The organism is Natronincola ferrireducens, assembly GCF_900100845.1.
Lineage (GTDB): Bacteria > Bacillota > Clostridia > Peptostreptococcales > Natronincolaceae > Natronincola_B > Natronincola_B ferrireducens.
Genome location: NZ_FNFP01000001.1, coordinates 931,845 through 946,989, shown reverse-complemented (window position 1 = coordinate 946,989; position 15,145 = coordinate 931,845). Strand labels below are relative to the sequence as shown.

The window sequence follows — 15,145 nt, the reverse complement described above, 5'->3', positions numbered from 1 at the left end:
ATTTCCCTCCAACAAATCAATTATTCTCCTCATTTTCAGGTTTTAGATCTAAATAGAACCAAAATGTACTGCCTTTACCTAATTCAGATTCAAAATAAATATCTGAATGATGGGTATTTAAAATAGATTTTGATATAAACAGCCCTAAGCCATAGCTATTTTTATCCGAAAGATTGGATTTGTAAAACATTTCACATATATATTCTTTATCATTTTCACGTATGCCCATACCTTCATCCTTTATTTTAAATAACATTCTATCATCTTCTTTACAAATAGTGACATAAATGTTGGTGAATTTTTCTGTGTATTTTACTGCATTGCTCAAGATATTTTGCCAAACTCTTATAATTTTGATTCTATCTATATATAATAGCTCAGTTCCACAGTCAAAATTACCTATAAATATTCTATCAAAGTTTTCAATATATTCTTTAGAAAAATGAAATAAATACTCGCAAAACCCATAGCTTTTTACATATTCCTTCTTGCTCTCATTTGTACAATGGGCCTCATATGTGGAGTCTAGCACATCATTAACTATATTTTGAAGATTTTCAGCACTATCATATATTTCCTGAGCAAATCTATTTTTAGTATCTTCATCTAATTCAAAATTAGATATTAATCCTTTTGCATATCCTTTTATAAGGGTAAGAGATGTTCTTATATCATGGGATAAGGTAGATAAAAACTTTACTGTTAGATAAGATTTCATCTCTAAGGAGCTACTTAAATCCTTAGATTTTTTAATCAAAGATTTTGCATCCTCCTCAAATAGATTAAAGTTTTTATCCATTTTTTTTCTTACACTTTCCAAAAACGACTCCACCTGATGAAAACTTGGGTTATCTAATGAAAAATCAAATTTATCATTTTCTAGATCGATTCTTGTGTGATAAATTGCATCATCTAGCATTTGATTGTTATTTTTTGCTTTATCTATATAATTTGTAATATGAATAATAGGTCTAGATATTTGTTTTGATAGGAAAATACTGAAAAATATTGCACTGATGGATATAATGAATCCATATATAAAAACATATTTTAACAAACCAACAGATTTAATATTCAACTCTTCTTTAGGCATAAGTGTAAGCAATATCCAATTATTGCTCTTCATTTTTTTGTAGGTGTAGAGATATACATCATCATATGTCTTTTGTAAGCCGTCATCCGTTGTATGGATATTTTCTAATCCTGAAATCTCCTGTGAATAGATATGCCCAATTAACGAAGTATCCCTATGGGAAAGTATGTACCCATTAGAATCAATTATAACAAAATATCCAGTTTGTCCTACATTATAATCTTTGATAAAATTCACAAAATTCTCAGCCCTTAGGGCTATCCCGGCTAAGCCCATGATCTCTTGGTTTTCATTGTATATGGGAGTTACTGTATTTACTATGTTTTTACCATCTGTTAAAGCAATTAATATATCGCTTGTTTGGGTTTCATGGGTCAAAAAAGATTTTTGTATGTATTCTCTCTCAGATAAATCTACATACATAGCATCACCCATAGTAGATGCGATAATGACTCCTTCTAAATCTACTATAAATAAATCTTTGTAATAATTATCCTTTTGATTTTTACTGATCATTTGGTAGGTTAAAATCAAGTTTAAATCTTCTGTAGTAATCTTATTATTCAAAAAATCTATCACATATTTATCTCTAGCTAAAAGCTTACTCTCCATTTTTATTCTATCTACCAAAAGATCTATCTTTTCTTGAGCTCTAAGAATCTGAATTTCAGTAAAATTATTGGTTTCTTCATTAAGAATTTCTGCAGATTTTCTATAGATGGACATACATAGGGTAAATAAAGAAATCAAAACAATAATACATATACTTATGGTGATTTTTTTTCTAAGGCCCATGATCTCACCCTTCACTAATATTTGTTTGTTGTTATAGTATCTATTATATCATTAATATCAAAATGTTTTTTATGAATTTCTCATATCTATTTTTTATAAAATCATAAAAAATCCTACACAAAATGTAGGATTTTAGTTTATAGTTTTTCGCCTTGTAGGCTTATTTTTACTTTTTTTACTTCAATAGCTTTGTTAGCTTTAGCCACTGCCATATCCACTGCTCTAACTATTCCTTGACAGCAGGGTACCTCCATGAAGGCTACAGTAACAGATTTCAAATTGTTGGTGGCGATGATTTGTGTTAGCTTATCTGTATAAAAAGCTATGTCATCTAGCTTAGGACAACCTACCACAACTGCTTTTCCTTTTAAAATATCTAAATGATAGTTTGGATAAGCGAAGGGTACACAATCAGCAGTTACTAATAAATCTGCATCTTGGAAGTAAGGGGCATTTACTGGAATAAGCTTCAGTTGTACTGGCCATTGTCTTAACTGAGGTTTAATTTTTATTTCTACATCTCCACTACTTACAACACTTTCATTTCCTGTATTTTCTTCATTAAACTTCATCATTCTGCTTCCTGGACATCCTCCACCATGATGCTGATGAACACCCCCACTTAAAGGAGGATTGGGTGCTTCTGTTTTCTTGCCGGAACAACCACAATCATGCTCTTGATCTTGATGGGTACTAGCTTTAGCTGGTGTAAAGGCTTTATTTTGACTTTTTAAAAGCTCTTCCACAGCTTCCTCATCGAAGTCTGGTGCTTCTCTTTCTATAATTTTTAACGCATCCTGAGGACAATGACCTAAACAGGCTCCTAAACCATCACAGTAAATATCACTAACTAGCTTAGCTTTTCCATCAATGATCTGAATAGCTCCTTCAGCACAATTAGGTACACATAGTCCGCATCCATCACATTTTTCTTCATTTATTTCAATAATTTTTCTTATTGCCATAGGTATCCTCTCCTTTATGATTTTCTTGATTTTATTTTACTATAGGAGAGAAAATCAGTATGTGACACACCTCACACATTTTTGTGAAATACATCACCTCACTCTCGAATATACTTTCCACATATAGGACAATAGGAAACCTCTTCTCCATCAAATTCCTCTTTGCACCTAGGGCAATATCGAATTTTCTTAATATTTAATGCTAATTTTTCTAAAGTATCAATCTCCTTTTCCAAATAAGCTATTTTATGCATATAAATTTCTGCATTGTCCCTAGATATATAGTTATATTCCTGTAAATTTCTATATACATATTCTCCTAGCTCTAAAAATAGCTTTTCCATTTCCCTTTCTTTTTTACCGATATTCATACTTAATTTATTTACCTCAATGATTTCTGATGATTTCTTTCCTATCTCCTCTACTGATTGAGAAAGAGCATCAGATAATTTATCCATAAAACCCATAAACCTCCCTCCCCTACATTCCCTTTATTATATATTTATTCCAAAGCTAAATATTTGCAACTTAAAGTTAACCTTTTACTTTAAATAAGTTATGGCTTAATTCCATTATTTTATTATTGAAGTTAACCTTTCACTTTAATAAATGAAATCCCCTTAAGAAGGCTTAAGGGGATGACGAACATTCTTACAATTATTTTAATTTGTTGATTAGTTCTCCTATTTTTTCTATACTACAGGTAATCACATCACCAGATTTTAAATATTTTGGAGGGCTAAAGCCCATGCCTACACCGGCTGGTGTACCAGTAGCAATAATATCTCCTGGCTTAAGTGTCATGCCCTTTGATAAGTCACTGATAATATAAGGAATATCAAAGATTAAATTTCTTGTGTTAGAACTTTGCCTTACCTCGTCATTTACTCTACAGGTCAAATTTAATTCAATTGGGAAGGGTAATTCACTTTTATGGACAATACAGGGTCCCATGGCTGTAAAGGTATCTAAGCTTTTCCCCTTAATCCATTGGGTATGCTTAGTCTGAAGATCTCTTGCAGATAAGTCATTTAATATAGAGTATCCAAATATGTAATCCTCTGCTTCTTCTAGAGAAATGTTTTTACCTTCCTTTCCTATAATAACAGCTAGCTCTACTTCATAATCTATAGCTTCAGTTATATTTGGGTGATTATCTATTGCATCTCCATCTCCGATGATATCACAAGCCATTTTCCCAAAATATACTGGAGCTTTAAGGGTTTGTACTTGCTTTCCTAAGCTATTTTTTAATTCCTCTGCATGGTCTTTATAATTCAAACCAAGACATATTACATTTCTTCTAGGTTGAGGAATGGGGGAATACAATTTAATATCCTTAACATCCACTGCTTTTTCATAAAGCATCTTATCTTGTGTGAGACCTTTTATTTTGTCTATCATTTCTTTATTGCAATGGGTAATGAGCTCTAGCATATTGTTAAGGTGATTTTTTCCGAGAGCCCTAGCTAAATCCAACACTTTTGTTTTATTGTCTAATAATAAGCCTACTTTCTCTACGTTGTTTTCTAAATAAGTCACAAAATACATTTTTTGTCCCCCTTTATACAATTATATCTTGAATCAAATTTATTCTACATGAATCTAACTTTATCTTCAAGTGTGAATTTACTTAAAATTCTTACATGGTTAAAGTTCCATCCTCTTGCTCAACCAATAACAATACCTTTCTTTGTTCTCCTTCATTGGCATCAATATAGATTAAATAGCGATCCTCACCAAACCTTACTTTAAATTCATAGCACAGTACTTCCTTTTTTCCAGGAGTAGGTATCATAGCCAGCCTGGTGTTTTCTATTTCAATACCACTATTTAATCGTTCCCTAGCTGCCTCCTCTGATACTTGGGGTTCTTCAATATCCCTTTCATGGTTATTAATCAAAAACCCTTCTGTTTCTAATCCTATAATTTCTCCATTATCTAAAGCTACCTTAACCTTAATTAAATCTGTATAGACAATGACATCCTCCTGCTCATAGGCAAAATTAATGATGCTCATGCCTTCATAGTTTGATGTATAGGTAGGTATCATATCTTTATAGCCTTTATCCTCTAAAAACTTCTGGGCCTTTTCCATTGCTTCTTTTCTACCTAATCTACTTTCTCCTATAGTCCTAGGGTTAAGATACCATATGATTTTTCCACCGATTTGGCTTACTGCTACAGAAATCTCTTGACCATTATCGCCATTTCTAGTTCCCCTTAAATAGTAACCAGAAATAGGTGTGTTTTCTATCTTGCCCACTACCTCTATATCCCTTACATTTTCTTCTTTGAAGGTGTTTTGTACAACTTCTATTGCTTGGGCTTCAGTTATTTCTTTGCCTTTTAATTTTGGTTTTATATTTTTTAAATGATCTGAAAAGGGACCATCATAAATAAGCTCAGGATAATCCTGTACCCTCTCTTCAAAGGTAATTAAATTAAACTTTTCCATTCTATCATTCAATCGTCCTAAATCCCTATTTCCTTCCCGTCTTAAATCCCCAAAGTTGATACCGCCTGATGCAACATCCTGTTGTAGCTCTATCAAATCCTGCGATAATAAATTGATATAGCTATGGAGCTCTGTCAAAGTATTGAGTTCTTCCTCATCTAGAAGTATACCTTCTAAGCTTTTGTTTACCATAGCAGTAGAATAATCTCCTAATTGGTTTAAAAATCTTTCTATTTTTCGAATAGCTGGATGGTTTAGGGGTAATTGGGTAAGCTTATCCTGTGCCATATAGGCTTGAAAAACTGTATCGTTTAAATACTTTGTAATATCCTTTGTAGAACCCGATACCATAGCCTTAGCCAAATCCACTTGAGCATTTTCAACATGCCCTATCAAATCATAAAACTGCCTTTGAAATTGTAAATCTAAATATGTATGATAATCATTTCTTTCATTAAATTGATAATATCCCCAAATTCCAGTTGCCACCAGAGCCACTGCTAGTATACTGGGTAGTAAATATCTTCTCATTCTATCACTCCTCTCTAAATACCAAATACATGCCTTCCAATTCTTAGGGTAATGGTTCGTGTCCAAATCCATTTACTGGTGGCTGTGGCGGGATTCCAGAAATAAAGTGCTCCTCCTGTGGGATCCCAACCATTTAAGGCATCCCTTGCTGCCTTATAGGCAGAATCATTAGGTGCTTGATTGATAGTTCCCCGCTTAACAGGCTCAAAGGCACAGGGTTGATATACTACCCCTGCTATAGTATTTGGAAAATTAGAACTTCTGACGCGATTAAGAATAACTGCCCCTACTGCCACCTGGCCTTCATAGGGCTCACCTTTAGATTCTGCATGAATAGTTCTTGCTAACAATTCTACATCATCACTTCTTGATACTCCTCTACTGACGGGGGTAGTAGGCGCTGCTGCCTTAGTAGGCATACCAAGGGCTGCCCTCGTTTGAGGTCCTACAACACCATCTACCGTTAGGCCATTCCTCCGCTGAAAAAATCGAACTGCTTCATAGGTTTGGGGCCCAAAGGTGCCACTGATGGCCCCATCATAATAGCCCCATCGACTTAAACGATTTTGTAGATCTGTAACCTCAGCTCCACTTGAACCCCAAGCAAGATTTTGGGCATAGATACTTTCAAACATAAGAATAGCTAGCAATAAAACACATATTATTGTTAATAAAGGAATTGCTACTTTCCTTTTCATGTTATACCTCCTTTGTTGATTTTAATAGAATACTATTATTTTTATCTGAAACATACTAAATTATCCAAAAAAAAGAAGACGATCTGTAAGTTCATGGTGTCATAGGGACAATTTAAGAAAAGTAAACTGAATACGAGTAAACACTCCATAAGCCTATTTATTGGCTTATGGAGTGTTTCGATTAAAATGTTTGCTTTAATTTGTCAAAACGAATATAATATATGTATTTTCTAAAAGGATGCCACAAAATAGAGCACATGACTATTCGAGAAGCAGCTAAAAAGTAAGACATTACAGAGCATTGGGTACAGAAGCTGAGGGAGGAAAACAGGATCAAGGACGTGGATATTGCCTATGATTTAAGGTTGATTAAAGGTTTTTAAATTATACTAAAGCTATTTAGAACAAGGCAGGTGAAATAGATGAGAATTTTATTGGTTGAGGATGAAGAATATATGGCACAAGCGGTTGCACAGGTCTTAGAAAAAAATAATTATACAGTAGATTTGGCTTATGATGGAGAATATGGATTAGATTGTGGTTTGTCAGGAATTTATGACATAATCATTCTAGATATCATGCTTCCTAAATTAAATGGTTTGGACATATTAAAATCGTTAAGAAAAGAAAAAATTGCAATTCCTGTATTACTTTTAACAGCAAAGGGAGAAACTGAAGATAAAGTAAAAGGACTTGATTTAGGTGCAGATGATTACCTTGCAAAGCCATTTAAAACAGAAGAGCTTCTTGCACGCTTGCGTGCTTTAGGGAGACGAAAAGGTGATATAGCAATTGAAAACACAAGGACTTATGGTGATATTGAGCTAAATCCTTACTCACTAAATTTATATTGCGGCAAAAAATCTTTTAACTTAACTCTAAAAGAAAGTCAACTTTTAGATCTTCTTATTCAAGCAAAAGGCAATGTAATTTCTAAAAATACAATCATTGAAAAGCTTTGGGGATTTGACAGTGAAGCTGAGGACAGTCATGTTGAGGTATATGTTTCTTTCTTAAGAAAAAAACTTAAAGCATTATCTGCCGAAACCACAATAAAAACAATCCGAGGATTAGGTTACTCTCTGTTAAAACCTGAGGACACAACTAATGTTTAAAAAACTAAAACGAAAATTCGTATTCCTTAATATGATGATGATTTCATTTGTTATGATAGCTTCTTTTGCTGCAATCTATATGATTACATTTAACAATATTCAAAACCAAAATAAATTAAAAATAGAAAATATTTCATCAACAACTAAACACTACATGGAAATATTTGAACATAGTGTTATGGTTAATGTACAACTTCCGTCAGGTGAATATATACAGGCTTTTGGTGTTATTATCAATGAACAAGGCGACTACGTTTTCGATAGTTCGTTTGGAATAATATCTAAGGAGTTTATATTAGAGGCTGTTAACCTAGCAACCAAAGAGAATAGCAAAACAGGGAAAATTTTATTAGATGACAAACAATTTCAATATTCATTTTCCCAAGCATTTGCCAAGGTAAATATTACCGATGACAGTTTGAAAAATCTTCCGGTAGTAGAGCAACTTTATCAAATAACTTTTTTAGATATTACAGAATCACAACAGACGCTAATGCAATTGCTTATCACTTTTATTACGATTGGAGTAGTAACCTTGTTTGGTATTTTAGGTATAAGTATATATTTTGCAAAACGTTCGGTTATTCCTATTGAAAAATCCTATATAAAACAGCAGCAATTTATTCAAGATGCATCCCACGAGCTAAAAACGCCACTGGCGTCCATTGGTGCAAATCTTGATGCCGTGACCTCAAATCCAAAAGAAACTGTGGAAAGTCAGCAAAAATGGTTAGGATATATATACTATGAGATAGAGCGTATGAGTAAGCTTGTAAATGATTTACTCTATTTGGCAAAAACCGATAATACAGAGGCTCCTATGGAATTGTCTCCTATTAATTTTAGTGAAACAATCGAGAATTCTATCCTTTCTATAGAAACTGTTATCTTTGAAAAAGGTATTAAATTTAACCGGCACATTGATTCTGATGTTATTGTAAACGGTGATGAAGATAAGATGGAACAGATTGTTAAAATATTGCTAGATAACGCTGTTAAGTATACAAATGCTGGGGGTAGCATTGATGTACTCCTTTGGATTAGAAAAAATCAAGCTGTATTTTCTGTTTCTAATACAGGGGATGGCATTGCAGAAGAGCATATAGAGCGAATTTTTGATAGGTTTTATAGAGTCGATTCCTCAAGAAAACATAATGGTAGTTACGGTTTGGGTCTGTCCATAGCAAAATCTCTAGTAAAAAGTATGAATGGTGAAATATCCGTTTCAAGCATTCAAAATGAAAATACAATGTTTACTGTAAAATTTAATTGTGTGTAATTTACATGTTAGAAAAAAGCTTTCGTTAACCGAAGGCTTTTTATTTTTTGAGCACTTGAAATTCTAAGTAAGCTCACAATTGAGTGGGACATAAAGTTGGTGAGTATAGACAAACAAATTTTATTTTGCATTAAAGGTTCGTTAAAGGTCACATATATATAATTTGTTTTGTAATAGATAACAAAGTATAGGGAGTGTTACTGTGAAAACGAAATTTTTAAAACAGAAAAAAATTATTATAAGCACATCTGCAATATTACTTGTAGTTGCAATCAGCTTGCCACTGTTACTTACTCCGAAAGATAAGAGCAATGTAGTTCGTGAGCGGGAATATCCTGCTAAAAAAGGTAGTATCACTGTGGGTGTTGAATCAAGTGGTCAAATTAACACCTTGCCTAATATACACAGCTTTGAGGAAAATACTGTGGTTGATGAAATATTTGTAAAAGTAGGTAGCGAGGTAAAAAAAGGTGATAAGTTAGCCACCATTTCAGCTGATAATTTAAGTGAGCTCATCAAGATGGCTAAGGATGAACTTTCAGATGCAAAAGCTACTCTTTTGCAAGCATCAAGTACAAAAGATGTAATGCTAAGTCAAAACCATAAGAATAAGCAAGATGGCGTGAATGGAATCAAACAAGAATTTGATGGAAGACTAGAACAATTAGCTAGTGAGAAAAACAGAATTCAAAAGTCTATCAAAGATTATGAATCAGAAATTACAAAATTAGAGAAACAGAATTTTGAGTTAACACCACAAGTGAAGTATATTGAAATCAGGATAGCAGATTTAAAAGATAAAATCAATAAAAACATTATTAAGATTGGGGATCTAAACGAAAAGCTTTTGAAAGTAGATACGGGTTCTGCTAAAAGAAAAGAACTCAATGAAGAAATTGCTAATATTCAGTATGAAATTCAAAAATTAAATACTCAGTTAAGTCAAAAACTATCTTTAGCAAATAGCAATCACACTATAATACAACAGCTAGAAGTAGAAATCAAAAAAAAACATCAAGATATTTCTGAACTGAAGAGAGTATTAGATGAAACAGAAGAGGAAACAAAGAAAGCAGAGCTTTCAAAAGAAATTGAGAGACTAAATGATGAGATCAAGAAAAAAATAGCAGAAATTGAAGACCTCTCCTATAGCAAAGAAATTGTTAATTTACAAAAACAAATTTCAAGAAAAGAAAATCAAATTAGAAAAGCTCAAAGTAATTTAAATAATCTATCGGATGGGTCCGAGGAGATGAACGCAATTCGCCTTGAAATAACTAAGTTGCAAAATAAAAATACAGCTTTGCAACAGGAAATCGATAAGCTTTCAGAAAATCCTATTGTTGAAGAACTGGAAAAGCTAAGAAATAAGAAAAGTTCAACTGAAGATGCATTAGAAAAAGAATATACTGCATTTTCTTCAAAATTGGAGGAAATTCAAAAAACAGAAAAACAATATGAGCAAGCATTAGAAAACCAAGGTAAGAATAGCGCTTTTGCTGATTATAAGGTAAATGAAGAATTAAAGGCAATTAACGAAAATATTTCTAAAGCAAATCGAAATGTAGTATATGTTCAAGAAAAATTAAACAAACTATTTGATTTAGATAAAAATCCAACACTATATGCACAGATGGATGGAATTGTAACTGCACTGAATTACAAAACTGGAGATGTTGTTGTAGATGGTAGGCCACTATGTGTAATCGGAGAATTAAGTGAAATCACAATGACTGTTCCTGTAAGTTCAGTAGATATTGGTAGCATTTCCATAGGTCAAAAAGTAAATGTTTTTGTAGATGCTTTTGCAGAACAGAAATTTTCAGGTACTGTTGTAGAAAGACTACTTGTTGCAAATGACAATGGGGATTACCCTGTTACAATAGCTATTGATCCAGAAGAGCAGATGTTACTTCCGGGAATGAGAGCATTTGCTACGATTATTTTGAAAGAGAAACAAGATATTTTAACTATTTCTAATAAAGCTATTTTGCTTGAAAATGGAGAGCAATATGTTAATGTAAAAAAAGAAAGCGGCGAACTGGTAAAAACTAAAGTAGCTACTGGCTTTTCGGATGGAAGAATCAGTGAAGTTTTAGATGGATTATCAGAAGATGATATTGCCGTAGTACAGGAGTAGCCTATGAGATTGAGTGAGATTTTTCATATTGTTTATATTAACATGATAGAAAACAAATTTCGTTTGTTACTTACTACGCTAGGTATTATCGTTGGTACAATTACAATTATCCTTGTTATTGCAATTGGAAAGGGAGGTGAAATGGAAGCAGCAAAGCAATTTTCAAACCTTTCTGCTGATACTGTATATGTTAATTTGGACTATAATGCAGTAGGAGCCAAAAGAGATATTAGTACCATAGAAAAACTCACACCAGATTTAGCAGATAAAATTATGGAGGAAAGTAATACTTTGCAAGGTTTGTATCTAAGATCTAGCACATACAAAGAAGTGGTGTATAAGAACTCTAAACAATCTACTAACCTGGTTGGGGTTACACAAGGATATGTTGAAATTTCAAATATATTTATTGAACAAGGAGCAGATTTCAGTGAGTACGATTTTGAAGATAGCGAGCGAGTGGCTGTAATCGGAAGTAGAATCGCAGAAAAACTATTTGGGCCCGATGATGCTGTGGGTAATTATATCAAGATTGGTGATTTTCGTTATAAAATCGTAGGACTTTTGAAGCGCAGTGAAGATGGCCTACAAGGTGTAGATACCGACAGTAGCATCTTCATTCCTTATAGCACTATGATGAAAGATAATATTCTTGATAAATATTCAACAACTCAGGCTGTAGGAAAAGCTCTTGGTATAGAGAATATAGAACGGGCAAAGACCGAGATTAAAAGCACATTGAATTATTACATGAATGATGCAAGTGCTTACATGGTTTCTGATGCTGGAACAAGAATTGAAGCTGCAACAGCTTCTGCTACAACCATGAAACTTTTACTTGTTTCTGTTGCTGTGATTGTTTTTATAGTAGGTGGTATTGGAATTATGAATGTCATGTTTGTTACAGTGAAAGAGCGAACAAAAGAAATTGGAATTTTAAAGGCATTAGGTACTAAAGAAAAAGATATTCTTTTTCAGTTTTTGATAGAGGCGTTCTGTATTGGTGTATTTTCGGGAATTATTGGGGTTGCTCTAAGTTTTTTTGCCATAGGTTTTATGAATTACACTGATATTCCTGTTTATCCCACATTAGAGGGTAAAATAATTGCCTTATTATTTGCAGTAGCAACAAGCACTGTTTTTGGGTTTTACCCAGCTTACAAAGCTTCCATGCTGATGCCTGTAAAGGCGTTGGCTGAAGAATAAATCAATATATTTAAAGGAGGATTTAAAACAATGAAAAAGGTGATTTTATTATTAGTAGCTGGAACACTGGCATTAAGCTTAGTAGCTTGTACAGGAGAAACAAACAACGTAAAGGATTTAAATTCAACACCGGATTTATCTCAATCTGAAAAACAAGAAACAGCTTCAATTAAAACTTACATGGGGCAGATATCAGGAAAATTAGGTAATGAAATCACGTTAAGCATAGGTAAACTTATTTTGGAGAATGATAGTGGTGACAATCAAACTATGATGATTGACGAAAACGGCAACCAAATACCTGTTGAAGGAGGCTTTGGAGGCGATGCTGACGGAGACATAGTAATAATGATTCCAATGCCGGATGATTCAGGTGATGAAGCTGATGGAAACGCCGCGGGTGGTGGCGAAATTGAAAAGCTCCCAATTGAGTTTACAGGTGAGATAAAAGAATTTATAATTCCTGCCGGAGCCAATATAGTCAATGTATTAGGCAGAGAAACTACACTGGACAGTATTAAAGTAGGAAGCTTAGTTCAGATTATTATCAATGAAACCAGTGGTGTTGTTGAAAGCATAATGGTTTGGTAAGAGTATGATTTTGTTAGAAAATGTAAACAAATCTTATTATATGGGCAGGTCCTCGCTTCATGTGCTAAAAGATGTAACTATGCAGGTTAAAAAAGGTGAATATGTTTCGATTCTTGGTGCGTCAGGTAGCGGAAAATCCACCCTTATGAATATCATTGGGTGTATGGACACTTTAGATACAGGCAAATATGTGATTGATGGTATTTCTGTAGAAAACAGTGATGCAGATGTTCTTGCTACCATAAGAAACGAGAAAATAGGCTTTATATTTCAAAAGTATCATTTGATTCCCAAGTATTCAGTTTTGCAAAATGTAATGATGCCATTGCTTATTCGAGGTGCTGAAAGGTACTTGGCAAAAGACAAGGCGAAAGAAATTCTGGAAATGGTAGGACTAGAAGATAGAAGTCACCACAAACCCAATGAGCTTTCCGGTGGGCAACAACAACGAGTTGCCATAGCTAGAGCTTTAATAACCAATCCAGCTATATTACTGGCTGATGAGCCCACAGGTGCCTTGGATTCTAAAACTGGAAAGGACATTCTAGCATTATTCAAGGAACTGAATAATAAAGGAAATACTATAATTCAAATTACCCATGATAGTAATGTTGCTAAAGTAGGTAATCGGATACTAACGTTGAAAGATGGAGTTTTAGAAAATTAAATTTATCAGATAGCTGCTATAAAGAATATGGGCAGACAGCGAATACTCACTGTCTGCCCATACATACTGCCCCCACTTCACTACGGTTTAGAAAATGTCCCTATGACACCGTAGAGAAGTCGTCTTCTTTTTTTTGTTATATAGGGATGCTTTATAGGCCTAATATCGTAGTAGCGATAGTAAAGTATACCATCAACGCTAAAGCATCTACAATTGTGGTAATCATAGGTCCAGCCATAATAGCCGGGTCCAGCTTCATTTTTTTAGCTGCAATGGGTAGAATTCCTCCAACAACCTTTGCCATCATAATCGTCAATACCAGTGTTGCTGATACGGTAATTCCCACACTCAAATCCGCTGGCGAAAAAATCATCATTCTAACAAAGTTTAAAAACCCTAAAGTAATGCCAACAATAATACTTACCTTTAACTCACTCCAAAACACCCTCAAATAATCGTTAAGCTCTATCTCCCCTAAGGCCATTCCTCTAATAATGAGGGTAGAGGACTGAGAACCAGCATTGCCGGCTGTATCCATCAACATGGGTATGGAAGCAGCTAGAATAGCAACAGCTTGCAATACATCTTCAAAACGACCTATAATCCCTTCTGTAAAGGTAGCAGAAACCATCAATAGTAAAAGCCATGGGATTCTTCGTCTAGCTAAAGAAAAAGCTCTAGAATGAAGATATTCTTCTTCACTGGGCTCCATAGCCGCCATCTTTTGAAAGTCTTCGGTGGTTTCTTGGTCAATAACATCTATAATATCATCAATAGTTATAATTCCTACTAACCTTCCTTCTTTATCTACGATAGGTAAAGTTAATAAATCGTACTTTTTAAAGAGGCTAGCAATTTCCTCTTGATCATCTAAGGTGTTGGCAGCAATATAATCATCATTCATGACTTCAGCAATCAGTAGGTCAGCGTCAAATAATACCAACTTTCTTAAAGAAACAATTCCTTCCAGCTTCCTCTTATCATCGAGAACATAACAGGTATAGATGGTTTCTTTGTCTACCCCAGTTTTCTTAATATGCTCTAGGGCTTCCTTTACTGTCATTTCCTTTTTTAAATCCACATACTCAATAGTCATAAGACTGCCGGCAGAGGTATCGGGATACTTTAAGAACTGATTAATCAGTTTCCGTTCCTCTTCTGTGGAAGAAGCTAATACCCGTTTAACAAAATTAGCTGGCATTTCCTCTAAAAAGTCAATCATATCATCAAAGTATAGTTCATCTATGATTTCATTTAGCTGGGTTTCATGTATAGCGTTAACAATATTTTTCCTTTGCTGAGTAGATAAATAGGAAAAAATACCTGCTGCATCATCTTTACTCAATAGACGAAAGAGGATAATCGTATTTTTTTTGTCCAGTTCATCAAAAGCTTCTGCCACGTCAACAGCTCGCATTTCCTTTAATTCTTCTCTTAGGACAGCAAACTTTTTTTCTGCGATTAGTTCACTAATTCTTTCATACATTGTTTCACCTCTCCTAACTAGGGAAGGTGCCCACCTTTTATGGTGGAAGATTCTTCCCTACTATTTAATTTTTTTGTTACAAACAAAGAGCTCTTACTCCCCTCGGGAATAGGATCCACTT

Annotated in this window: 13 protein-coding genes; 6 read left to right on the top strand and 7 right to left on the bottom strand. The window is 33.8% G+C overall.

What is annotated here, in order from left to right; all coding sequences use genetic code 11:
* Nucleotides 1-16: 16 nt before the first annotated feature.
* The 6 genes from BLS22_RS04310 to sleB all read right to left on the bottom strand — a co-directional run bounded on the left by BLS22_RS04310 (nucleotide 17) and on the right by sleB (nucleotide 6,540).
* Complete coding sequence (locus tag BLS22_RS04310; RefSeq protein WP_090550823.1) at nucleotides 17-1,888, bottom strand: sensor histidine kinase; 1,872 nt, start codon at nucleotides 1,886-1,888, stop codon at nucleotides 17-19.
* Between the two features lie 137 nt (nucleotides 1,889-2,025).
* Entirely contained in the window at nucleotides 2,026-2,853 is an 828-nt protein-coding gene (locus BLS22_RS04305) for an ATP-binding protein (protein ID WP_090550820.1), read from the bottom strand.
* 98 nt (nucleotides 2,854-2,951) lie between these two features.
* Nucleotides 2,952-3,320, bottom strand: a complete 369-nt coding sequence (locus tag BLS22_RS04300; protein WP_090550817.1) for an SIR2 family protein — start codon at nucleotides 3,318-3,320, stop codon at nucleotides 2,952-2,954.
* 190 nt (nucleotides 3,321-3,510) lie between these two features.
* The gene (locus BLS22_RS04295) at nucleotides 3,511-4,404 is read right to left on the bottom strand and encodes a fumarylacetoacetate hydrolase family protein (RefSeq protein ID WP_090550814.1); all 894 of its coding nucleotides are present in this window, start codon (nucleotides 4,402-4,404) and stop codon (nucleotides 3,511-3,513) included.
* A gap of 91 nt (nucleotides 4,405-4,495) precedes the next feature.
* Nucleotides 4,496-5,842, bottom strand: coding sequence for a germination protein YpeB (gene ypeB / locus BLS22_RS04290; RefSeq protein WP_090550812.1), 1,347 nt, complete (start codon nucleotides 5,840-5,842; stop codon nucleotides 4,496-4,498).
* A 14-nt stretch (nucleotides 5,843-5,856) separates the two neighbouring features.
* Nucleotides 5,857-6,540 (bottom strand): spore cortex-lytic enzyme, encoded by a 684-nt coding sequence (gene sleB / locus BLS22_RS04285; RefSeq protein WP_090550809.1) that lies wholly within the window; start codon nucleotides 6,538-6,540, stop codon nucleotides 5,857-5,859.
* A gap of 422 nt (nucleotides 6,541-6,962) precedes the next feature.
* On the opposite strand from sleB, the gene BLS22_RS04280 reads away from it, so the two are divergent.
* The 6 genes from BLS22_RS04280 (at nucleotide 6,963) to BLS22_RS04255 (ending at nucleotide 13,538) form a co-directional block, all read left to right on the top strand.
* On the top strand, nucleotides 6,963-7,655 hold the full coding sequence (locus tag BLS22_RS04280; RefSeq protein ID WP_090550806.1) for a response regulator transcription factor: 693 nt from the start codon (nucleotides 6,963-6,965) through the stop codon (nucleotides 7,653-7,655).
* Nucleotides 7,648-8,934, top strand: a complete 1,287-nt coding sequence (locus tag BLS22_RS04275; protein ID WP_090550804.1) for a sensor histidine kinase — start codon at nucleotides 7,648-7,650, stop codon at nucleotides 8,932-8,934. Before BLS22_RS04280 ends, BLS22_RS04275 begins: the two co-directional genes overlap by 8 nt.
* A 202-nt stretch (nucleotides 8,935-9,136) precedes the next feature.
* Nucleotides 9,137-11,074, top strand: coding sequence for an HlyD family efflux transporter periplasmic adaptor subunit (locus BLS22_RS04270; protein WP_090550802.1), 1,938 nt, complete (start codon nucleotides 9,137-9,139; stop codon nucleotides 11,072-11,074).
* A 3-nt stretch (nucleotides 11,075-11,077) separates the two neighbouring features.
* Entirely contained in the window at nucleotides 11,078-12,280 is a 1,203-nt protein-coding gene (locus BLS22_RS04265) for an ABC transporter permease (RefSeq protein ID WP_090550798.1), read from the top strand.
* Nucleotides 12,281-12,310: 30 nt separating this feature from the next.
* Entirely contained in the window at nucleotides 12,311-12,871 is a 561-nt protein-coding gene (locus BLS22_RS04260; RefSeq protein ID WP_090550795.1) for a hypothetical protein, read from the top strand.
* Nucleotides 12,872-12,932: 61 nt separating this feature from the next.
* A complete protein-coding gene (locus BLS22_RS04255) occupies nucleotides 12,933-13,538 on the top strand; it encodes an ABC transporter ATP-binding protein (RefSeq protein WP_330386461.1) in 606 nt (201 codons plus the stop codon).
* A 151-nt stretch (nucleotides 13,539-13,689) separates the two neighbouring features.
* Here BLS22_RS04255 and mgtE read toward each other — a convergent pair whose 3' ends face one another.
* Nucleotides 13,690-15,024, bottom strand: coding sequence for a magnesium transporter (gene mgtE, locus BLS22_RS04250; RefSeq protein WP_090550790.1), 1,335 nt, complete (start codon nucleotides 15,022-15,024; stop codon nucleotides 13,690-13,692).
* Nucleotides 15,025-15,145 lie beyond the last annotated feature (121 nt).